We start from the raw sequence: 22,548 nt of genomic DNA on the forward strand, positions 1-22,548 counted from the left end.
CATGAAATTAACTCATTTAAATGCACTCATCGTTGACGACTCTGCGATAGTGCTATCGACCATCCGTAACATGTTAGTCCACATCGGGTTTTCAGAGCGACTGATTTCAATCGCCAAGTCACCACGCATCGCTATGGCTATCACAAGCGATACAACGTTTGATGTGATTATTTGTGACTACAACTTTGGTAACACCATCAACGGCAAACAGCTCTTTGAAGAGTTGAAACAGTCTAAAAGATTAAAAGATGACGGGATATTTATCCTAGTAACGGGCGAGAACTCAGCACTGACCATACGCCCAATACTCGAGCTCAGACCTGACAACTATCTATTAAAACCATTTAACCGTGAAACGTTGAAACAACGCATCACAAGCTCACTCACCAAAAAGTCAGTGTTGCAAAACATCTATAAAGCCGAACGCGACAACAACTACGAACAGGGGCTTGAATACTGTGAAGAACTTATCGCGTTTCACCCAGAGTACTTTGCCACCATTCAACAATTTAAAGGCAGTTTCCTCTCTAAACTCAAGCTCTATGAACAAGCCAAACGTGTCTATGAGAATGCACTTGATGAAGGTAGTTTTGATTGGGCACAGGCAGGATTAGCAAACAGCCTTGCGAATTTAGGTCGACTCGATGAAGCGCAATGTATGATCGAGAGTTTAATCGACTCTGCGCCCTCTAGCACTTTGTACCAAGACCAAGCGGCTCAAGTGAATCTGATCAGCAACAAGGTGCCAGACGCCATTGTTCATTTTAAGTTAGCCAGTGAGCTCACACCCGGTAACTCTGAGAGAGAGTTAGCCATCGCCAATTTATGCTTATCAGTCAACGATTCAAAGTCAGCACTGGCTCACTATCAAAACTATATACAAATCAATAGAGATACCTTTCGCGATAATCTCTACATGAAACTCAATCATATTCGCTTTTTACTCTATTGCTCGTCTGATGAAGTAAACAACCAAGCAACGTTGGATCAGGTTAACTACCTAATATCAAAGATACCAACGGAGGAAAGAACCGAGTTACAAGTGGACCTAGCGCTTATAGCTGCGCACATTGCAATGGAATCAAAACAGTACCGAAAAGCTGTCACCATTTTGACCACGCTGCACGACAAGAATGACTTCAATGCCTTTCCTGTCATTTATCATCACACATGGTTACTCGACAAGATGAGCTGTGAGAATGAATTCAAAGTCGCAGACAACCGTTGTGCCATGTTGATCATCAAAACGGCCAATGAGACGGTGATATCGAGTCAGATGACCATGTGCGCTGAAATGAAGCGCCGAAACACAGAAAAGATGGAATGGCTAAAGCAGAAAAACATCACGATCAAACAAGCGCCTTCGGATTACAAGCTGGTACTAGGGGCTTACTTAGATATTCATAAGCGCTGTCCGATGATCAAGAACGTGTGCATGAACATCGTAAAGCTACTCTCTATTATCTGGCCTGATTCGATGGGAGCTAAACAGGTTCTGAGTATTATTCAGCAATGTGATGAGGTCATTACACAGCTGTATACCCTAGATGAGCTGACTAAAAACAATTACCAAAATTACTATCGCAAAGCCTTGCTGGCCTGCAAACAAGCAGATAATGAAGCAAAAGCGAACTTCTCTTATATGTAGCTTCTGTTGATGTAATATCAGCTTTGGTAACCTCCAGAAACGAAAAAGGCTTTGCCATAACAGCAAAGCCTTTTGAGTCATCTATTTTAGGGCAATGCCTAAAACGTTAGATTAACCGATATGCGTTACGCCGCCCATGTATGGCTGAAGTACTGTTGGGATAGCAATACGGCCGTCAGCTTCTTGGTTATTCTCAAGAATCGCAACCATAGTACGACCAACAGCAAGACCAGAACCGTTTAGTGTGTGTACAAGTTCAGGTTTCTTCTCGCCTTTACGACGGAAACGAGCTTGCATACGACGCGCTTGGAAATCCCACATGTTTGAACAAGAAGAGATTTCACGGTAAGTCTCTTGTGCTGGAACCCATACTTCTAAGTCGTAAGTTTTCGCAGAACCGAAGCCCATGTCACCAGTACATAGAATCACTTTACGGTACGGAAGCTCTAGAAGTTGAAGTACTTTCTCAGCGTGACCTGTTAGCTCTTCAAGCGCTGCCATTGAGTCTTCTGGCTTAGTGATTTGTACTAATTCAACTTTGTCGAATTGGTGCATACGGATAAGACCACGAGTGTCACGACCGTAAGAACCCGCTTCAGAACGGAAACATGGAGTGTGAGCTGTCATCTTAAGTGGCAGTTCAGCTTCATCAGTAATCGTGTCACGAACCATGTTCGTTACCGGTACTTCTGCAGTAGGGATAAGCGATAAAGTCTTAAGAGGTACATCACTTACTTGCTCAGTTAGCGGGCTTGTGTGGAACAAGTCTTCGCCGAACTTAGGAAGTTGACCAGTACCGTATAGGCTATCGTGGTTCACTAGGTACGGTACGTACATTTCTGTGTAGCCGTGCTCATCAGTGTGAAGGTCCAGCATGAACTGAGCAATAGCACGGTGTAGACGTGCGAATTTGCCTTTCATCACGATGAAACGAGAACCAGAGATTTTAACTGCACTAGCAAAATCAAGACCGCCAGACATTTCGCCAAGATCCACGTGATCTTTCACTTCGAAGTCGTAAGTCTTAGGTTGACCCCAACGAGAAACTTCTACGTTGTCGTCTTCATCTTTACCATCTGGCACTTCTGCGTCAGGTAGGTTAGGAATCGACATTGTGATCGTTTCTAACTCAGATTGAAGCTCAGCCAATGTTACTTTAGCTTGGTCTAGTTCTGCGCCTAAGTTGCCTACTTCTGCAAGGATACGCTCAGCTTCTTCATGGTCGCCTTTTGCTTTCGCTTGACCAATGGACTTCGATCGAGAGTTACGTAACGCTTGTAGCTCTTCAGTTTTCATCTGAAGGGACTTACGTTTTTCTTCAAGTTCACGAATTGTCTCTACATCAAGGGTGAAGCCTCGACGTGCTAATTTTGCCGCTGTTTCATCCAGCTCAGCTCGAAGTAATTTAGAATCCAGCATTGCTAATCCTATGCTTTAGTTATTTGAATATTCAGTAGATTGCTACTGAATCACTGCTAAACCCCTAAAACTGGTGCTATTTCGACCAATTTATAACGATTTAATTGAATTTTTATGACTAGGTAACGATATCCAAAAAAGACTACTTTTCATAGCGTTTTTGTGGGCTTTTTGCGTCCAAATCCGCCAGATAATCTAGCTTCTCGCCAATTTTGGTCTCTAAGCCTCGTTTTGTTGGGAAATAGTATTGCTTCTCTCCCATTTCAGGAGGCAAGTACTTCTCGCCAGCCGCGTAGGCACCAGGTTCGTCATGAGCATAACGGTATTCTTGCCCGTAGCCCATGTCCTTCATCAAAGTTGTGGGGGCATTTCGTAAATGATGAGGAACTTCATACTCAGGCAGATTGTGTGCATCCGTTAAGGCTTGCTTCCAAGCGGTGTAAACGGCGTTACTCTTTGGTGCACACGCAAGATAAACAACCGCCTGTGCAATAGCACGCTCACCTTCGGCAGGACCAATTCGAGTGAAGCAGTCCCAAGCGGACATTGCGACCTGCATTGCTCTTGGGTCAGCATTACCGATATCTTCAGAAGCTATCGCCAGCAAGCGTCTTACGATATACAAAGGGTCACAACCCGCAGCAATCATTCTTGCTGACCAATACAACGCCGCATCAGGGTTTGAACCGCGAATCGATTTGTGAACAGCGGAGATCAAGTCGTACCAAATATCGCCCTTATTATCAAAGCGAGCGACTTTCTCCCCTGCTACCTCAGCCAGCAACTGTAACGTTATCGCTTTCTCGTCTTTGTCGTTGTCTTCTGCCATGTCATACAGCAGCTCGAGATAGTTGAGCGACATACGTGCGTCACCGTTGACCAGTTCAGCGAGGCGATCTAAGACGTTATCAGCAAAATCAGCCGTTACATCACCCAGACCGCGCTGCTTGTCTTCAATAGCTTGGCGAATAACGAGAGAAATATCATCGGTATGAAGCGAAGTCAGCTTGTAAACACGCGCACGTGACAACAAAGCGTTGTTCAGTTCAAAGGATGGGTTTTCTGTGGTCGCGCCAATAAAGGTCACGGTGCCATCTTCAATGTGTGGCAAAAAGGCATCTTGCTGACTTTTGTTAAAGCGATGGACTTCGTCCACAAACAGGATCGTTCTGCGCCCTGCTTGTTTGTTTTCACGCGCTTTTTCAATCGCGATACGTATGTCTTTAACACCCGAAGTTACCGCTGATACGCGCTCAACTTCAGCATTCGCATAGTTTGCTGCCACTTCCGCCAGCGTGGTTTTACCGGTGCCAGGAGGCCCCCATAAAATCATCGAATGAATATGGCCCGCTTCCAATGCTCTACGAAGTGGTTTACCTGGGCCTAATATATGCTGCTGACCGATGTACTGTTCGACAGTTTCAGGTCTCATACGAGCAGCAAGGGGACGAAAATCTTCGTCCCCTGCAAAATCTAAGCTGTAATTACTCAATTGCAATCTCTTGATTCGTTGATGGCATCTGTGCCTATCGACGTACTACCAAATGATCTGCTTCATTAGATCAGTTTCTTTGGTCGTCGATCTCGACACCTTCCGGTGCCACAAAAGTAAAGCGGTCTGCTGCAGGTTTACCTAAATCAACATTGCTAAAGGTAAACTCACCTTTCTGACCGTCTTGTTCAATCACATTAAAGCCCTGAACAATGCCCTTTTCAGTAATATTAATCTGGAAATCACCCTGATTAGAATCCACAGCCGTTGGCGTTAGCGTAAATTGGTTACCCGTTTGCGCGACGTTGTAGTTATCCCAATCGCTTTCTTGGTTACGAGTCAGCAATACAAAAGGCGTTTGCGATGTGGCTTGTTCTTGCCAGTAAATGCTCACTTGTTCAATGAATGGGCTGTAGTACCACAAGCTTTGACCGTCAGATACCAATAGGTTTTCATCAGGGAAAGTAGTTTCCCATCGGAATAAGCTAGGGCGAGCAATCTCTACCGTACCCTCGCCTTCCATCACAACATCACCGTCAGGGCTGGTTACGACTTGTTTAAAGTCAGCGCTGAAGCCTGCATTCAGCGACAAGCGGCTACTCAACTCTTCTTTCGGAGAAGCCAATACTGAGAAGCTCATAAATAAAAGTGCGAATACTTTTTTCATCAATAATCCTGTTAGAACATAAGTCGGTCGTATTTTTGATTTGACCGACTTAGTGGGAGTGAGTTCCTAGTGAAACTAATCTTTTGGTGGCGCTGGCGCTAAGACTTCACGGTTACCGTTATGTCCTGGAGCACTGACAATACCTTGAGCCTCTAATTGCTCGACAATTCGAGCGGCACGGTTGTAGCCAATCTTGAATCGACGTTGCACACCAGAAACTGAACCACGGCGTGAATGAACCACGTGTTCAACGACTTGATCAAACAGAGGATCAACGTCTTCGTCACCTTCCATCTTCTCACCCGGCAATAGTGTTTCTGGGGTTTGGTCGCCGTTAGTGATCTCATCTATGTAGTTTGGCTTACCACGTGCTTTCCAGTTGTTCACGACCGCGTGTACATCATCATCAGACGCAAACGCACCGTGTACACGAGTTGTGTGGCTTGAACCCGGTGGCAAGTACAACATATCACCCATACCAAGTAGTGATTCTGCACCGCCTTGGTCAAGAATGGTTCTTGAATCCGTTTTGGTCGATACGGTAAAGGCAACACGTGTCGGGATGTTTGCTTTAATAAGACCCGTAATAACATCAACCGAAGGACGTTGAGTTGCTAATATCAAGTGAACGCCAGCCGCACGCGCTTTCTGCGCCAAGCGTGCAATCAACTCTTCAACTTTCTTACCGACTACCATAATTAAGTCGGCAAATTCATCAACGACAACCACAATATACGGCAGTTTTTCCAACAGTGGCGCTTCAGGATCCATGCTGTCGCCAGGCTTCCACAGAGGGTCATGAATCGGGTGACCCGCTTCCGACGCCATCTTCAATTTGTCGTTGTAGCCTTTAATATTACGGACACCTAGAGCCGACATCAGTTTGTAACGACGTTCCATTTCACCTACACACCAACGAAGGGCGTTAGACGCATCTTTCATGTCAGTTACGACTTCAGACAACAAATGTGGAATACCTTCATAGATAGATAATTCCAACATTTTCGGGTCAATCATGATGAAGCGAACGTCTTCTGGTGATGCCTTGTAAAGCATACTCAAGATCATCACGTTCACGCCGACCGACTTACCAGAACCGGTTGTACCTGCAACCAAAACGTGTGGCATCTTCGATAAATCAGCAATAACCGCTTCACCAGCGATGTCTTGCCCTAAAACAACGGTCGTTGGTGACTTTGCTTCTTGGAACTGAGGGCTGCCCACCACATCAGAGAAGAATACGGTTTGACGGCTCATGTTCGGCAATTCTAAACCAACATAAGGTTTACCCGGTATTACCTCGACGACACGTACTGCCAATGCAGAAAGCGAACGAGCTAAGTCCATAGAAAGGCCAGAAATACGGCTTACTTTGACGCCCGGAGCCAGATCGAGTTCGAATCGAGTGATGACAGGACCAGGGAAAATATCAACCACATCAGCTTTGATCTTGTAGTCCGCTAGCTTCGATTCAACAAGACGAGCGATCGCCTCTAGTGCATCGCGGTCAATAAAGGTTTCACGTTTTTCAGGGTGGAACAACAACTCAAGCGTTGGCAATGGTTCGGCAGGTTTAGGCAAGTTGACATCTTTCTGTACCAAGAATGGGTTTTGTGTCGCCGCCATGTTCGCTTGTGCTTCAGAGACAAGGTTTTGGAATGCCGCTACATCTTGATCTTGGTGCAGAGGCTCTTCTTCTATTACCTCTTCCCATGGAAGATCAACCGTTGGCTCTTGAGTTTGTTCGTTTGATTGCTCAAATTCTGAATTATTTTGTTGATTAACTAAAGACTCAGGTTGCTCTGCATTATCTTCTTCAGTCGATACAGACTCGAACGTTGTAGACTGTTCATAACTTTGTTCTTCAGCCACATCAAACGGTGATGCTTGTACTGAGAAATCGTCTTCGCTTGGTTCTTCTGGTTCACCCATTGGTGAAGCGTATAACGATTCAGGTTGAACATCTTCCGTATCAAATTCGCCCTCAACTTCTGAAGTGCGATCAACTTCTGGAATGCGATCGACTGCTAACTCAGCACTTTCAAAGCCAATATCAGTAGGAATAACGTCTGGTTGGTCGTTCTGCATGTATTGTTGGTACGCAGCCTGAGATTCGTGAGCATCAGTCTGATCTTGCTCAGCAAGATCATCTTCATACATAGCAGCGTTTTCTAACTGCTCAATAGTCGCGTTCAACTGCTTCGAGCGCTCAATACCTTCTTCTAAAGGCTCTTCTGGCGCTTGATAAATAGGAGCGACAGAGATAGGTTGCTCTGGTTTAGTTTCAGATTGAACTTGCGGTACTTCATAAGTAGGAGCCTCTGGCTTAGCTGGAGACTCTACTGGCATATGGATATTGTAATGACGCTTCTGTGTTGCACTATTGTCCAACGCATTTACGCCAGTGTCTGAAGAGTCGTTGGTCGCAGAGAAGCTCATCGTAGGGTCGAGCTGATCTTGTTCTGCTTCTTTATACCCTTCTATAGCCTTACCTTCGATAAGATTGTCTTCTAACGCAGGGACATCACGGAAAGTCGGCTTTTGATGACGTTCTGTTAGAGAATCTCTGTCTGTCGATTCTTTCAATTCAGGCTCAAGTAGCTCTTGATCTTGGCCACGAGCCTTATTAACAGCAGATGTAAAAAATTTAATGGCACATTCGCCTAGCCATTCCACAATACTTAACCAAGAAATCCCGGTTAATAGCGTCAAGCCAGCTCCCCATAAGAAAAGAAGGACCAGCGTACTACCGAGAACATTTAACGTGGGAAGCGCAAGGCTTGTTAATACGTCACCCACGACACCACCTGATGAAAAGTACCAAATATCATCGAAGTTGATATCGGCTAGACCACAGCTAGTAAGAATAAGGACAGTAAGGCCAAGTAAGCGAGACCCCCACAACATGAAATCGATCTGCTCGTCTTCATTGCGTTTGCGGAACAACACCCACGCAGCAACTGTCACTAATATAGGAAGCGGGTAAGCCAGTGAACCAAATACGAAGAAAAGCGTATCTGCCAACCATGCACCAACGTAACCACCCGCATTTTGGATATCGCCCCCCCAAGCCGTTTGCGACCACGACGGGTCTGCAGGACTAAAAGTTAATAACGCTACGGCAAGTAGAATAGAGAAGAGAACACCCAGAATCAGACTGCACTCTTTTAAACGTTGAGAGCCATTCAAACGAGGAGACTGAGGCTCTTCACTCGTTTTAATGATTGTTTCTACTTTATTACTGCTCTGCTTGAACATAAACCAACTTAATAATTAAACGGAATAAAAACATCTCGAGCGACGAAAGCCGCCCGTTTCAATGAAACTACTGTTGATTTAACCATATCAAACAGAAAAACCCAATTCCAGAAAGCAAGAAAGCGGAACAAATGTCCGCTTTCTTTCATTTCACCAATTGTGACTAACGAGTTTTAATCACAAGTTGATTGGTTTGTTTCACTTCTTCCATTACAACGTAAGTTCGAGTGTCGTTTACGCCCGGTAGACGAAGTAACGTATCACCCAGTAGCTTACGGTAAGCACCCATATCAGATACACGTGTTTTTAGAAGATAGTCAAAATCACCCGACACTAAATGACACTCTTGGATGTCATCCAGTTTCTGCACAGCAGTGTTGAATTGTTCGAACACATCTGGAGCACCACGGTTCAACGTAATTTCAACAAACACTAAAAGTGAAGCATCAAGGTACTGTGGGTTCAGCAACGCTGTGTACCCAGTAATGTAACCTTGACGTTCTAAACGACGAACACGCTCAAGACATGGAGTTGGAGAAAGTCCTACTCGTTTTGATAGTTCAACGTTTGAGATACGACCGTCTTTTTGCAACTCATTAAGAATGTTGCGGTCAATACGATCTAGTTCCTTGGACGGCTTCTTATAATTGTCTGCCATTTTTTATTCCACCTTATTACTTCCTTGCAAAAAAATATACTACAACTTTTTAATATTCGGTATCAAATTCTATCTGAACCTATCTATACTAGATATTAATTCGACAGAATTACCCTACACATAGATAAAACAACCATAATATAATGAGGAGTCAGGATGATCATTGGCGTACCGAAGGAAATCAAGAACCACGAATACCGCGTTGGTATGACCCCAGCTAGCGTGAGAGAACTAACCTCACATAGCCACCAAGTTTTTGTTGAAACCAATGCCGGTACTGGTATCGGTTTTTCAGACGATGATTACATCGCTGTAGGCGCATCCATTCTTCCTACTGCTGCTGACGTTTTCGCGAAAGCAGAGATGATTGTAAAGGTTAAAGAACCTCAAGCTGTCGAGCGAGCTATGCTTCGTGAAGGGCAAATATTATTTACCTATTTACACCTTGCACCAGATTTTCCACAAACGGAAGAGCTAATCAAGAGCAAAGCTGTCTGCGTAGCCTATGAGACTGTAACAGATAATATGGGTCGCTTGCCACTATTAGCACCAATGTCTGAAGTCGCTGGTCGCATGTCTATTCAAGCAGGTGCACAAACACTAGAAAAATCTAACGGTGGTTGTGGTCTTCTTCTTGGTGGCGTTCCTGGTGTTGAACCAGCGAAAGTTGTTGTTGTTGGCGGCGGTGTTGTGGGTGCTAACGCAGCACGTATGGCAGTTGGCCTTCGCGCTGATGTGACGATTCTTGACCGTAACGTAGATACGCTTCGTCGTCTTGATGAAGAATTCCAAGGTCGCGCAAAAGTGGTTTATTCTACTGAAGACGCTATTGAGAAGCATGTTCTAGAAGCAGACCTAGTGATTGGTGCAGTACTGATCCCAGGTGCAGCAGCGCCTAAACTGGTTACAAAAGAGCACATCGCTAAGATGAAACCAGGTTCAGCAGTTGTTGACGTTGCAATCGACCAAGGCGGTTGTTTCGAGACTTCACACGCAACGACTCACGCAGATCCAACTTACATTGTTGATGATGTAGTTCACTACTGTGTAGCTAACATGCCAGGTGCCGTTGCTCGTACTTCTACTTACGCACTAAACAATGCAACACTTCCTTACATTGTTAAGCTAGCGAACAAAGGCTACCGCGAAGCACTTCTATCTGATGAAGGTTTCCTAGAAGGTCTCAACGTTATCCACGGTAAAGTAACTTGCAAAGAAGTTGCAGAGAGCTTTGACCTAGAATATGTAGACCCAGCTGAAGCAATCGCAATGTTTAACTAATGATGTAATGACTAACTGAACGCAATAACCTTCTCGTTGAAGCGTTCAGTTACTCATACACATTAAACAAAAAGCCAGTACGACATCATGTCGCGCTGGCTTTTTTGCATTTATAGCTTTGTCTTGTATTTATAGCTTCATTTTTCATTTATGACTTTGTTTTGCGTTTATGAGTTTAGCTCGTAAAACACGCAACAGTTCTGTTTACTGATAACGCTCGACTTTAACCCCATGAATCAATAGGTTTCTTGGCGTAATACTGCGTTCACAGAACTCTTCAATCGAAGCTTCATAGCCTTGTTCTTGCAGATAGATGGCACGATCTAAGGCCAACCATATCTCCAATGGGCGTCTAAATACTTGTTGTACTAAGCTCAACTTCTCCATTTCCCAGAAAAGCGTCTCACCTTGGGCTAAGTAGAAATCAAAATCGACGTCTGAGCCAAGCGATATTTTTTTCACTTCAGATGCCCAGCGGCAAAATGATTCAAAACCCTTAGATAACTCTGACTTTTTAATACTTGGCACCGGAATGTATTCGTCGATATGAAATTCAGCTTTAAGCAGCTCACTGAAACCCAAACGATAACTCATCTCTAACTGGCGGTGCCTCTTGACTCTCTCACCACCAGTGACGGTTTCTTGAAGTGGAATTCTTAAGTCGCTCTTGTTCAATGTTAATGAAGAGTTTTTCGCAACGAATGACATCGCTTGGTAGTTCTCATCACGAATAAGGTGGTAACAACAAGGGGAAATAGTTACCGCCGATAACCCATGAGAAACAGACTTTTTAACTAACTCAACATGCAGATCACCACAAGCATGAAGCGCGACAGCGTGTTGGTTTGAATTAAACACATCCTCTGCGCTTTCTGAAAAAGCATCACCTTGAACAAAGTTCATCTCTAGCTTCTGGTCATCTGCAATCTTTTGGCCGCTTTCACATAAGGATTGCTGCCATTCAAAGCTAGTGACTTTTTGATTAGATTGTTGAGATAAAATGCGACCTAAAAAGCCTTTACCAGAGCACCATTCAAGCCACTCTTTACCATGGTGGTGTTCAAGTGCAGCCTCTCCCATCGACACGATTTGTTGCAGCTTTCTGCCGGGAATACCATCAGCAGTACCACGAGGGAGGTCTAATCCAACTAAAGCCGTATTATCAAACTGGATATTTTGGTTAGCTACATCTAACTGAGGGAGGAAACGAGTCAGTTCCTCGACCAAAAGCTGAGGCTGCTCTTTTAGCGTTTGAATGCGTTCAATACTCAAACCTTCTAACCAATCGACAAGTGGACGATTCACATCTTTCCATGGTTGATGGTGAGTTTGGCATAGATGAAAAGGCTCCGAACGCCAATAGACTTGGTGCTCTAACAAGAATGAGTCGAGTATTGTAAATCGTGAATGCATGCTTCCCCCTATGGTGCGTGGATTGTAGGGGTAAGAGACTGAAATGGAAAGGAAGGATACAAATCGAGGTTATAGAGACAGGCTATCAGTAAGTAAACCAAAACCGAGCTCAAATGAAAACGGCCTGTAAACAGGCCGATTGGGAATCGAGTTAAAGACTATGAACCTTAGCGAACAGGTAGGTCGATGTCTTTAAACATCTCTTCGATCTCTTCATTCGATTTCAAAGAAATTGCTTGCTCAACCACAGGACGAGTTAAGTGTGGTGCAAAACGCTCCATAAAATCAAACATGTAAGAACGCAGGAATGTGCCTTTTCTAAAACCAATGCTGGTTGTGCTAGCACCAAATAGGTGGCTCGCATCAATAGCAACCAAGTCTGTATCTTGTTCGTGGTCAATCGCCATGCTTGCGATTACGCCGACCCCGATCCCCATACGAACATAAGTTTTAATTACGTCTGCATCCGTCGCGGTAAACACAACACGCGGTGTTAATCCTACTTTGTTGAACGCAGTATCAAGCTCAGAACGGCCAGTAAAACCAAATACATAAGTCACGAGAGAATAAGCGGCAAGATCTTCAATAGAGATAGTTCGTTTTTGTGCAAGAGGATGATCTTTAGTTACGACGATTGAACGATTCCAGTGATAACAAGGCAGCATAATTGCATCTTGATAAAGGTGCAGCGCTTCCGTTGCAATCGCAAAGTTCGCAGTCCCTTTAGCTACCGCTTCTGACATCTGGCTTGGCGTACCTTGGTGCATGTGAAGCGACACTTTTGGATAACGCGCCGTGAAACCTTTAATCACATCAGGGAGCGCATAACGAGCTTGAGTATGAGTGGTCGAAATATTCAATGTGCCCATCTCAGGATGAGTATGCTCACCCGCTACTGCTTTAATACTCTCTACACGTGCCAAAATCTCTTGAGAGATACGAATAATATCCTCACCGGCTTGTGTAACCTGCGTTAAGTGTTTACCGCTACGCTCAAAAATCTGAATGCCTAGCTCGTCTTCAAGCAATCGAACTTGCTTACTAATGCCAGGCTGAGATGTGTATAAACTCTCTGCAGTCGCTGAAACATTTAGGTTATGGTTTAGAACCTCAACAATGTACTTCAGTTGCTGTAACTTCATATCTAACCTCGTAATCCTTTACTCATTTCTGCGCTAACTTATTTGCAAATAGAGCTTTATAGTCTCGTGTAATATAATTAATAGTTATAACGTTTCGAGAACCAAAATGACAGAAATATTGAGTTTTTCTAGCCTAACAAACAAAAACATCACTAACGCTTTGCAACCCACACCTCATTCTCATACATTAGTTAGTAAGTTTTGATTGCCGATTGTGCTCAACAAGAGATAATCAGAAATTGCAATTTACGAGTGCCGATACACAATGGAATCGTGTATCCTCTCAAGTTAGCTATAGAAAACAACAAGCAGACACAAATATATGAATATTGGTTTAATAATCGCCTTAGTCGCCGTTCTTTTGGTGTTGGTTTTAGGCTACAACATCATGCTTCAATACAAAGTTAAGGTAGAAACAGCGAAGAAACAGGAAGCCTCTCGTTATCTAACCATTATTGACGGAACAGAAGATTTGATTGGCAATGCTCATCACATGCCTTTTAGCCAAGATCTTCTTATATGCTTAAACAATCGAATTCTTGATGCATTAGAAAACATGTATCAACTCGATCCTAAAAACAAGCAGCTTGCCCAACGCATCGAAAGCGTAAAACAACAAATCACTCAGCTTAAAGAGAACTACCAAGGCGGTGAAAGTACTACTTTCCGCGTTCCAAGCAGTGACAAACAAGCGATCATGATGCTGAAGCTAGTTAAGCGTCTTCGTGATACAGTCCGTAACGAGCACAATAAAGGCCGCTTCGAGACCCAAGCTTATGTGGTTGAAAACGCTCGTTTAGAGACGATTCAAATTCGCATCAACATCGAAAATGTTATCAAGCGTGCAAACGACTCGATTTCGCGCGGACAGCCAGGCACAGCAATTCAGTTACTGCGTAAAGGTATCGACGCATTAGCAACTAAGAACGATTCATACTCTACTCAAGCGAAAGAAAAGCTTCAGCAGATGCTTAACGATCTTGATCAGAAGCGCCAAGATAAAAACGCACAAGATTTACAACAGATCGAATCTAAAGAGCGTGACGAAGACATGGACGCCCTCTTCGGTCAGAAGAAAAAATGGTAACAATCTAACGCAATACTTAAAGGCCGCTTATTTACAATAAATTAGCGGCCTTTTTTGTAGCTGTTGAATTTCCTTTCTCTGTATAGGGAGATCTCTTGAGCTGTGATAAAATCCCGCATTATCAACAAACTTGCCCTGACCATGTATCAAGAATTATTAGCTCCAATCCACTCTTTTCTTAAAGCTGAAACGCCAGATTCATGGATCGATGAAGCCAAAAAGCCTGAAAACCTTCACATCATTCTACGCGATCACATGCTTTGTGAGCTTAAGGCGGCACAGAGTGCTTTGTTCCTTATCCGCAAGTACGCAGTTGATAAAGAAAGCGCGAAGCAACTGAATGAATGGATTTTGCCCTACGAGCAATTTGCTTACCGTCGTATCGGAGACTTAGAGTCTCTACGTGGCAAAAGCAACGTATCAAAGCAAATCACAGCGAAAGAAGGCTGCAATTACGGTACTGACCTGATCGATAAGATGGTATTGCTGATCAAAGAAGAGCTCCATCACTTCTACCAAGTCATGGAATTGATGGTAAAGAAAGGCGTGACTTACCAACCGATTGAAGCGGGTCGCTACGCTAAGGGCTTAATCAAGCAAGTTAAAACTTACGAACCTGATGCTCTAGTTGATAAACTCATCATCGGTGCATTTATTGAAGCTCGTTCTTGCGAGCGTTTCGCTAAATTGGCTCCATTCTTGGAAGAAGATATGGAGAAGTTTTACGTGTCTCTGCTTCGTTCAGAGGCTCGTCACTACCAAGATTACCTTGAGCTAGCGGAACAGATCGCAGGAAAAGATATCTCCGAGCGTATTGCTCATTTCGCGCAAGTAGAAGCTGATCTTATCATTTCAGAAGACAGCGATTTTAAGTTCCATAGCGGCGCTCCGGTTTAGACTAGACAAGATAACTCAAATCCAGACCAATTCTGTATCTCGTACACAAATGAAAAGGCCAGCAATTTGCTGGCCTTCCTTCTTATTTGAATAGCTTTCTAATGCAAACCTAAGCTAGCGTACCGTTGATCTCTGCAAGCACAGCAGCAGGGTCTATCGCTTGAGTGATAGGACGACCGATAACAAGGTAGTCAGAACCTGACTCAATAGCTTTAGAAGGCGTCATGATTCTCTTCTGGTCACCAACATCAGCGCCTACAGGACGAATACCAGGCGTTACTAGCTTGAATTCTTGACCAAGAGCACCTTTCAATAAAGAAGCCTCCTGTGCCGAACATACAACGCCGTCTAAGCCTGAGCTTTTAGTCAGAGATGCCAAGCGCATCACCTGCTTCTGTGGCTCAAGATCCAAACCAATACCCGCCAAGTCAGATTGCTCCATACTGGTCAGTACTGTCACGCCAATTAGCAACGGACGATCTTTGCCATACGGTTCCAAGATTTCGCGAGACGCCGTCATCATGCGCTCACCGCCACTTGCATGTACGTTCACCATCCAAACACCTAGCTCCGCGGCAGCTCGTACAGCTTTCGAACATGTGTTCGGGATGTCGTGGAATTTAAGATCCAAAAATACTGAGAAACCACGTTTATGCAATTCACGAACAAATTCAGGACCAAACAAGGTAAACATTTCTTTGCCCACTTTTAGACGGCAAGATGCTGGGTCAATACGATCAACAAAGGCTAACGCATCCGCTTGGTTATCATAATCCAATGCTACAATGATTTTTTGGTCGTTCATTTCATCTCCTAACGCAGTTAACTTTCTACAAAATATTTATACCAATCAGGCCATAAATAACAGTCATAAAAATGCAGCCCGAAAGCTGCAATTAATAATTTGGTCTTAAAATGACCACGAATCTATTCACCATCAAGCCCACGAATAGGCTTGATCGTTCCCCACCCCTTACATGAAGGGCAGTGCCAATACATTGAGTGTGTTGAAAAACCACACTGACGGCAACGATAATGAGGCTTAACCTTGAGTTGTTCACCAACCATAGATTGAAGTGTGGTTAAGCTGTCTTTCGCACGACCTTCTTCTGCTTCAGCTAGGTGATAATCGATTAATCGATAAAAACCTTTCATGGTTGGATTTTTGACAAGCTGCTTTGTTAGTAGCTCTTGAGCAGAGCCAACATCTTCATGGTGAGCAACCAATTGAGCGAGCATCAGTTCAGCGGATACACCGGCTTTATTCTGGATACAAGCTTTAAGGAACTCGACCAATTGAGCCTCTTGCCCAAGCTTGTGGTAACACTCAGCAAGGGTTGGCAACACCTCACTAATAAAGTCGATATCTTGCTCAAGTACCGATTCCAGACAGTCGATTGTCTTTTGGTAGTCTTCGTTCGCTAAATGGAACTTGCCCAAAGCAATGCTAGCACGAACACATTTAGGATCTTCAGAAAGTGCCTTTTTGAAATGCTGAAGTGCTTTAGAACGATGACCATCTGCTTGATCTTGCATCGCAAGTTCACACCAGAAATGTGCAACTGTCGCACGCATCTTCATTTTCTTCTTACCGAGCTTAACTAAGATATTCCCGTAGTGAATAGCTTTGTTCCACTCTCGAGTTTGCTGATAAATAGCAACCAACTGCTGTAGAGCACCCTCTTTGTGATCGGGTTCTTCTACAAGCTGTTCAAAGATTTTTTCGGCGCGATCGAGAAAGCCAGAGACCATATAATCTTTAGCTAATTGTTGCAGTGCTAGGTTTTTCTGATCGAGAGTTAATCCCGAACGAGAGATAAGATTTTGGTGAATACGAATGGCACGGTCGACTTCGCCTCTTGAGCGGAACAAGTTGCCCAAAGCCAAGTGGGTATCGATGGTTTCATTGTCGACTTGAAGGAGTTCAATGAAGTGATCAACCGCTTTGTCTGACTGGTCTGACAGTAATAGGTTCAAACCCGTCACGTATTGACGGGAAATCTGGTGTGATTGTTTCTGTTTTTCTTGCTGAGCGTTACGGTTACCCATATACCAACCGTAAGCGGCGGCAATAGGTAAGAGCAAGAACAGTAACTCTAACATCAAATAAGACCTTTAAGCTTTGGTATCAGCAGCTACCTGCTTTGATTGCTTATTGAGTTGTTTCTTCAAACGATGAATTCTCAGTTGAGATCGCATGTGCATATTACCGAATACTAACCAAGCGAGACCAAAGCCTGAAACAAAGACAACACCCAGTAAGCTTGATAGATGGAAATCACCTTGCGCTAGCAGATAGTTGAAATTCACGCTTGTTTGATTTTGAGAGCCTAAAGCCAGTGCAATTAAGAAAAGGGCGATAACGGCGACTATTTTTATAATTTTCATAGTTCATCACTCATTGGTTAGTTAGCTGTACGATTATGCAGGAAAATTACTAATCAGACCACCATATTATGGTCATAAAAAAGCGGCATACATTATAGTATGCCGCTTTTCTTAATTCCGATAAGTAGTCTACAGTCCTGAGTTTACTCGTTCGCGTAGCTCTTTACCTGGTTTAAAGTGAGGAACGTATTTACCTTCCAACTCAACCTTGTCACCAGTTTTAGGATTACGTCCAACACGAGGTTCACGGAAATGCAGAGAAAAGCTGCCAAAACCGCGAATTTCGATTCGGTCACCACTTTCTAGTGTTGAAGCCATGTGCTCTAAAATGTCTTTTACAGCGTCTTCAATTTCTTTTGCAGAAAGATGCGTTTGCTCAGCACACAGTCTTTCAATCAATTCAGACTTAGTCATAGTTACCCTCGTTGGTTTTCTTTTTAGAAATTATAGACCTATCGGAAAAATAAGCAAAAAAAAAGGAGCCTTGCGGCTCCTTTCTTGGCTATATAGCTATAATTCTCTTAATGAGAAGCTATTATTCGCCTTTAGCAGCTTTGAATGCGTCTGCCATTGCGTTACCGAACGCGCCTTCATCAGACTTGTTCAGTGAAGCCATTGCTTCTTGCTCATCAGCTTCATCTTTAGCTTTGATAGATAGGTTGATTACGCGGTTCTTACGGTCTACACCAGTGAACTTCGCTTCAACGCTGTCGCCAACGCTTAGGATTAGAGATGCATCTTCGATACGGTCACGAGAAACTTCAGAAGCACGTAGGTAGCCTTCAACGCCTTCGATTAGCTCGATAGTAGCGCCTTTAGCGTCAACTGCAGTTACAGTACCGTTTACAAGAACACCTTTCTTGTTGTCAGCAACGTATGCGTTGAACGGGTCGTTTTCCATTTGCTTAACGCCAAGAGAAATACGCTCACGCTCTGCATCTACTGCTAGAACAACAGCAGAGATTTCGTCGCCTTTCTTGTATTCACGTACAGCTTCTTCGCCGGCAGCGTTCCAAGAAATGTCAGATAGGTGTACAAGACCGTCGATACCGCCTTCTAGACCGATGAAGATACCAAAGTCAGTGATAGACTTGATCTTACCAGTAACTTTGTCGCCCTTAGCTTGCATTTCTGCAAATGACTGCCATGGGTTAGCTTTACACTGTTTCAGACCTAGAGAGATACGACGACGCTCTTCGTCGATATCAAGAACCATAACCTCAACTTCGTCGCCAACATTAACAACTTTAGAAGGGTGGATGTTCTTGTTAGTCCAATCCATTTCAGAAACGTGTACTAGACCTTCAACGCCTTCTTCGATTTCAACGAAGCAGCCGTAGTCAGTTAGGTTCGTAACACGACCAGAAAGTTTGTGACCTTCTGGGTAACGCTTAGCGATTGCTACCCATGGATCTTCGCCAAGTTGCTTAAGACCTAGTGAAACACGAGTGCGCTCACGATCGAACTTAAGAACTTTAACTAGGATTTCGTCACCAACGTTAACGATCTCTGATGGGTGCTTAACACGCTTCCAAGCCATATCTGTGATATGTAGAAGACCGTCAACACCGCCAAGATCAACGAATGCACCGTAGTCAGTAAGGTTCTTAACGATACCTTTAACTTCAGTACCTTCTTGTAGAGTTTCAAGAAGTTCGTCACGCTCAACACTGTTTTCAGATTCGATAACAGCACGACGAGAAACAACAACGTTGTTACGCTTCTGGTCTAGCTTGATTACTTTGAACTCTAGCTCTTTGTTTTCTAGGTGAGCAGTGTCGCGGATAGGACGTACATCTACTAGAGAACCAGGAAGGAAAGCACGGATACCGTTAAGTTCAACAGTGAAACCGCCTTTAACTTTACCGTTGATGATACCAACAACAGTTTCAGCTTCTTCGCAAGCTTTCTCAAGTACGATCCAAGCTTCGTGACGCTTAGCTTTCTCACGAGAAAGTTGAGTTTCACCGAAACCATCTTCAACAGCGTCTAGAGCTACGTCTACTTCAGCACCAACTTCAACTTCAAGTTCGCCAGCAGCGTTCTTGAATTGTTCAGCAGGGATAGCAGATTCAGACTTAAGACCAGCATCTACAAGAACGAAACCGTTCTCGATAGCTACTACAGTACCTTTAACGATGCTGCCTTGTTGGAATTCAGTTTCAGATAGAAACTCTTCAAAGAGTTGAGCAAAAGATTCAGTCATTATTTAATCTTCAATAATTAAACGTCCATGGGTATCCTACCGCATGGGGTTGATAAATTCGCCGGTCATCATCCTTGCGACCAACGTTCGTACTAGCTCGGCGAAATTACCCAGCCAGTTTCGATTCAATATAGTGTAGTGCTTTTTCTACTACCTGCTCAATATTCATTGAGGTGGAGTCAAGCACTAGAGCATCCTCTGCAGGGCGAAGTGGCGCCACTGGGCGATTACGATCTCGATCGTCTCGCTCTTGGATCTCGCTCAAAAGGTCGTCAAATTTAACATCTAACCCCTTCTGTTGCAACTGTTTAAGGCGGCGACTCGCACGCTCTTCAGCACTTGCATCTAAAAATATTTTCGCTTCAGCTTGAGTAAACACAACCGTTCCCATGTCACGGCCATCAGCAACCAAACCAGGCGCTGCGCTGAATGCGCGTTGACGACGAAGCAGTGCTTCACGAACGCGAGGTAAAGCGGCCACTTTTGAAGCTGCCATGCCGGTCTCTTCTTTACGAAGTTCACCTGACACATCTTCACCTTCTAAGATAACCTTAACTAAGTCGCCTTCAGCAATAAACTGCACGTCTAAATGTGTCGCAAGGGGTACTAAAGCATCTTCTGATTCAGTATCCACACCGTGGTGAATTGCCGCTAAAGCCAATACGCGATAGATCGCGCCTGAGTCTAGAAGATGAAAGCCTAGCTTATCTGCTAGCAACATACACAGGGTACCTTTACCTGCACCACTTGGTCCATCAACCGTAATAACTGGGCTTTGAGAAGGCATCTTTTACTCCACGTTTTGTCGTAAGTTTTATTCTGTACTAGCAATTAGCCACTACTTTATAGGCGGCATATTATAGAGAAAAATTGGAAGTCGAGCGAGGTAAATCTCAGATAATTCAGAGTTGATGATGCAGAAACTAATGCAACCGGCTCAATATCCACGAGCTCAGGTCAATACGCGAGCTTAGATCAATAAGACACGTACGCAATTTTCTATATACATAAAAAAGCCTCGCAATAAACAAGGCTCAGCGGTGTTCAGTAAACATCTCAACGAAGCTTAGCCAATAATAGCTCGAACCGCTTCTAGGTCTTCAGGCGTATCAACGCCAGCAGCAGGTGCCTCAACCGCAACATCTACATGGATTTTTTCACCATACCAAAGTACGCGTAACTGCTCTAGGCATTCAATGCGCTCAAGGGTACTTGGTTCCCAATTGATATAAGTATTGATAAAACCCGCACGGTAAGCATAAATACCAACATGACGAAGCAATGGAGATTCAGCTACAGTACCGTTGTTCGCGTAAGCATCGCGATCCCAAGGGATGGTTGCTCGGCTAAAGTATAGAGCGTACCCGTCTTTGTCGGTCACAACTTTTACGGCATTAGGGTTAAACACTTCATCAGCATGAGTAATTTCCACACCTAGTGTTGCCATCGGTGCTGTACTGTTCGCAAGGTTATTCGCAACCTGATTAATGATCGCAGGTGGGATAAGTGGTTCATCACCTTGAACATTAACGATAATATGATCATCAGGAATTTTCATTACTTCAATCACTTCAGCTAAGCGTTCAGTGCCTGATTCATGATTAGGTGATGTCATACAAACGGTCGCGCCAAATGCTTTAGCCGCTTTTTCAACTCGAGCATCGTCGGTAGCGATAATAACGTTATCAGCACCCGCCTTCATTGATTGTTCGTATACCCATTGAATCATCGGCTTTCCACCAATATCAGCGAGAGGCTTACCAGGTAAGCGGCTCGATTGATATCTTGCAGGTATAACAACCGTATAAGACATTACTTACCCTCATCCATTGAAACGGTACGAGCTTCAGGTTCAAGAAGAACAGGAATACCTTCTTTGATTGGGTAAGCAAGGCGATCAATTTTACAAACAAGCTCTTGCTTATCCTTATCAAAAGTTAGTTTACCTTTGCATACAGGGCAAGCAACGATCTCAAGCAGACGGTGATCCATAGTATTCCATAACCTCTTTTATTCTTTTTAAAATTTGCTGTTGCGACTCTTCATCGAACTGAGCAGAAACCGGAAGATACCACCAGTTGTCTTGCGCATAGTGTTCGCATTTTACAGCGTCTTTTTCTGTCATAATTATATTCATACCCTTTTTTGCTAAGGCATGAAGTTCATCTTTGTCAAAATCTTGATGGTCAGCGAAGCCCTGTGTGTAAACCACATCACCATCAAGATCTTCTAATGTTTTAAAAAAGCGCGGTGGATGACCAATACCAGCAAAAGCGACAAGCTTCTGTAATTCTGCTACCGACGTTTTCTGGCCAGTCTTCAGGTTAACTGCTTGGCTTGGTAGCAAAGACATCGAAAACTCTCGTCCTTGCGCTCTACCGCCATTGTTGACCAAAAAATCCACGTCATCTAAGCGAGATATCGGCTCTCTCAATGGACCCAAAGGAATTAGGCATTCACTACCAAAGCGTCTCGCACCGTCGATAACCGCAAATTCAATATCGCGTTCAAGTGCATAATGTTGTAGGCCATCATCCGTGATGATGACATCAACCCCTTCGCTCAACAAAACCTTTACCGCATTTGCACGCACAGGATCGACTGCGACAGGCGCACCTGTTCGCTTTCGAATTAAACGAGGTTCATCACCAGAGTGTTCAGCAGGTGTGTTTTCATCTAATACTAACGGGTAGCTTGGCGCTTTTGCTCCATAACCTCGAGAAACTACTCCCGGCTTGAAGCCGCTAGCTTGAAGCACCTCAACTAACCAAATAACAACCGGTGTTTTACCATTACCACCAGCGGTAATATTACCAACAACAATTACTGGTAAGGGCGGACGGTAGGTCTCTTTTTTACCGGATAGATAAGCGTCACGTCTTTGACCGCTGATCATTTTAAAAAGCAGACTCAATGGCCACAGTAGCGGCCAAAGAAGGTATTTTAACGGATGATTGTTAAACCAAATCTTTTCGATCACAACAAGACCTAA

At 44.0% G+C, this 22,548-nt stretch carries 20 protein-coding genes; 4 read left to right on the forward strand and 16 right to left on the reverse strand.

What is annotated here, in order from left to right:
- The first annotated feature begins 1 nt into the window (after nucleotide 1).
- Nucleotides 2-1,648, forward strand: a complete 1,647-nt coding sequence (locus BCU75_RS14000) for a response regulator (protein ID WP_102474222.1) — start codon at nucleotides 2-4, stop codon at nucleotides 1,646-1,648.
- A 111-nt stretch (nucleotides 1,649-1,759) separates the two neighbouring features.
- Here BCU75_RS14000 and serS read toward each other — a convergent pair whose 3' ends face one another.
- The 5 genes from serS to lrp all read right to left on the reverse strand — a co-directional run bounded on the left by serS (nucleotide 1,760) and on the right by lrp (nucleotide 9,142).
- Nucleotides 1,760-3,067 (reverse strand): serine--tRNA ligase, encoded by a 1,308-nt coding sequence (gene serS / locus BCU75_RS14005; protein ID WP_004734554.1) that lies wholly within the window; start codon nucleotides 3,065-3,067, stop codon nucleotides 1,760-1,762.
- A 142-nt stretch (nucleotides 3,068-3,209) separates the two neighbouring features.
- On the reverse strand, nucleotides 3,210-4,565 hold the full coding sequence (locus tag BCU75_RS14010) for a replication-associated recombination protein A (RefSeq protein WP_241905381.1): 1,356 nt from the start codon (nucleotides 4,563-4,565) through the stop codon (nucleotides 3,210-3,212).
- 64 nt (nucleotides 4,566-4,629) lie between these two features.
- Nucleotides 4,630-5,226, reverse strand: coding sequence for an outer membrane lipoprotein chaperone LolA (gene lolA, locus BCU75_RS14015; RefSeq protein WP_102474224.1), 597 nt, complete (start codon nucleotides 5,224-5,226; stop codon nucleotides 4,630-4,632).
- 75 nt (nucleotides 5,227-5,301) lie between these two features.
- Nucleotides 5,302-8,484: a DNA translocase FtsK 4TM domain-containing protein gene (locus tag BCU75_RS14020; protein WP_102474225.1), complete on the reverse strand. Its 3,183-nt coding sequence runs from the start codon at nucleotides 8,482-8,484 to the stop codon at nucleotides 5,302-5,304.
- A gap of 163 nt (nucleotides 8,485-8,647) precedes the next feature.
- Nucleotides 8,648-9,142, reverse strand: a complete 495-nt coding sequence (gene lrp / locus BCU75_RS14025) for a leucine-responsive transcriptional regulator Lrp (protein WP_004734558.1) — start codon at nucleotides 9,140-9,142, stop codon at nucleotides 8,648-8,650.
- Between the two features lie 156 nt (nucleotides 9,143-9,298).
- Here lrp and ald point away from each other — a divergent pair, with 156 nt between their 5' ends.
- On the forward strand, nucleotides 9,299-10,423 hold the full coding sequence (ald, locus tag BCU75_RS14030) for an alanine dehydrogenase (protein ID WP_102474226.1): 1,125 nt from the start codon (nucleotides 9,299-9,301) through the stop codon (nucleotides 10,421-10,423).
- Nucleotides 10,424-10,627: 204 nt separating this feature from the next.
- Here the strand turns inward: ald and BCU75_RS14035 are convergent, their stop codons facing one another.
- Both BCU75_RS14035 and cysB read right to left on the reverse strand, forming a co-directional pair.
- Nucleotides 10,628-11,836, reverse strand: coding sequence for a methyltransferase (locus BCU75_RS14035; protein WP_102474227.1), 1,209 nt, complete (start codon nucleotides 11,834-11,836; stop codon nucleotides 10,628-10,630).
- Between the two features lie 167 nt (nucleotides 11,837-12,003).
- A complete protein-coding gene (cysB, locus tag BCU75_RS14040) occupies nucleotides 12,004-12,978 on the reverse strand; it encodes an HTH-type transcriptional regulator CysB (RefSeq protein WP_004734561.1) in 975 nt (324 codons plus the stop codon).
- A 322-nt stretch (nucleotides 12,979-13,300) separates the two neighbouring features.
- Here cysB and BCU75_RS14045 point away from each other — a divergent pair, with 322 nt between their 5' ends.
- Together BCU75_RS14045 and miaE are read left to right on the forward strand one after the other, a co-directional pair.
- Nucleotides 13,301-14,065: a DNA repair protein gene (locus BCU75_RS14045; protein ID WP_076676694.1), complete on the forward strand. Its 765-nt coding sequence runs from the start codon at nucleotides 13,301-13,303 to the stop codon at nucleotides 14,063-14,065.
- 102 nt (nucleotides 14,066-14,167) lie between these two features.
- Complete coding sequence (miaE, locus tag BCU75_RS14050; RefSeq protein ID WP_277868911.1) at nucleotides 14,168-14,962, forward strand: tRNA isopentenyl-2-thiomethyl-A-37 hydroxylase MiaE; 795 nt, start codon at nucleotides 14,168-14,170, stop codon at nucleotides 14,960-14,962.
- Nucleotides 14,963-15,071: 109 nt separating this feature from the next.
- On the opposite strand, the gene pyrF is transcribed toward miaE, so the two are convergent.
- From pyrF to lpxK, 9 genes are all read right to left on the reverse strand, one after another.
- Nucleotides 15,072-15,767 (reverse strand): orotidine-5'-phosphate decarboxylase, encoded by a 696-nt coding sequence (gene pyrF / locus BCU75_RS14055; protein ID WP_102466549.1) that lies wholly within the window; start codon nucleotides 15,765-15,767, stop codon nucleotides 15,072-15,074.
- 122 nt (nucleotides 15,768-15,889) lie between these two features.
- Nucleotides 15,890-17,065, reverse strand: coding sequence for a lipopolysaccharide assembly protein LapB (gene lapB, locus BCU75_RS14060; protein ID WP_102474228.1), 1,176 nt, complete (start codon nucleotides 17,063-17,065; stop codon nucleotides 15,890-15,892).
- A gap of 12 nt (nucleotides 17,066-17,077) precedes the next feature.
- Nucleotides 17,078-17,350 (reverse strand): LapA family protein, encoded by a 273-nt coding sequence (locus BCU75_RS14065; RefSeq protein ID WP_004734544.1) that lies wholly within the window; start codon nucleotides 17,348-17,350, stop codon nucleotides 17,078-17,080.
- Between the two features lie 129 nt (nucleotides 17,351-17,479).
- Complete coding sequence (ihfB, locus tag BCU75_RS14070; RefSeq protein ID WP_017073307.1) at nucleotides 17,480-17,764, reverse strand: integration host factor subunit beta; 285 nt, start codon at nucleotides 17,762-17,764, stop codon at nucleotides 17,480-17,482.
- 121 nt (nucleotides 17,765-17,885) lie between these two features.
- A complete protein-coding gene (gene rpsA, locus BCU75_RS14075) occupies nucleotides 17,886-19,556 on the reverse strand; it encodes a 30S ribosomal protein S1 (protein ID WP_017057038.1) in 1,671 nt (556 codons plus the stop codon).
- A gap of 106 nt (nucleotides 19,557-19,662) precedes the next feature.
- A complete protein-coding gene (gene cmk / locus BCU75_RS14080) occupies nucleotides 19,663-20,343 on the reverse strand; it encodes a (d)CMP kinase (RefSeq protein WP_102474229.1) in 681 nt (226 codons plus the stop codon).
- 279 nt (nucleotides 20,344-20,622) lie between these two features.
- Nucleotides 20,623-21,369, reverse strand: a complete 747-nt coding sequence (gene kdsB / locus BCU75_RS14085; protein WP_102474230.1) for a 3-deoxy-manno-octulosonate cytidylyltransferase — start codon at nucleotides 21,367-21,369, stop codon at nucleotides 20,623-20,625.
- Nucleotides 21,369-21,548, reverse strand: coding sequence for a Trm112 family protein (locus BCU75_RS14090; RefSeq protein WP_004736429.1), 180 nt, complete (start codon nucleotides 21,546-21,548; stop codon nucleotides 21,369-21,371). Before BCU75_RS14090 ends, kdsB begins: the two co-directional genes overlap by 1 nt.
- Complete coding sequence (gene lpxK / locus BCU75_RS14095; protein ID WP_076676702.1) at nucleotides 21,529-22,536, reverse strand: tetraacyldisaccharide 4'-kinase; 1,008 nt, start codon at nucleotides 22,534-22,536, stop codon at nucleotides 21,529-21,531. Before lpxK ends, BCU75_RS14090 begins: the two co-directional genes overlap by 20 nt.
- Nucleotides 22,537-22,548 lie beyond the last annotated feature (12 nt).

It is taken from the genome of Vibrio splendidus (assembly GCF_002873455.1).
In the GTDB taxonomy this organism is placed as follows: domain Bacteria; phylum Pseudomonadota; class Gammaproteobacteria; order Enterobacterales; family Vibrionaceae; genus Vibrio; species Vibrio splendidus_J.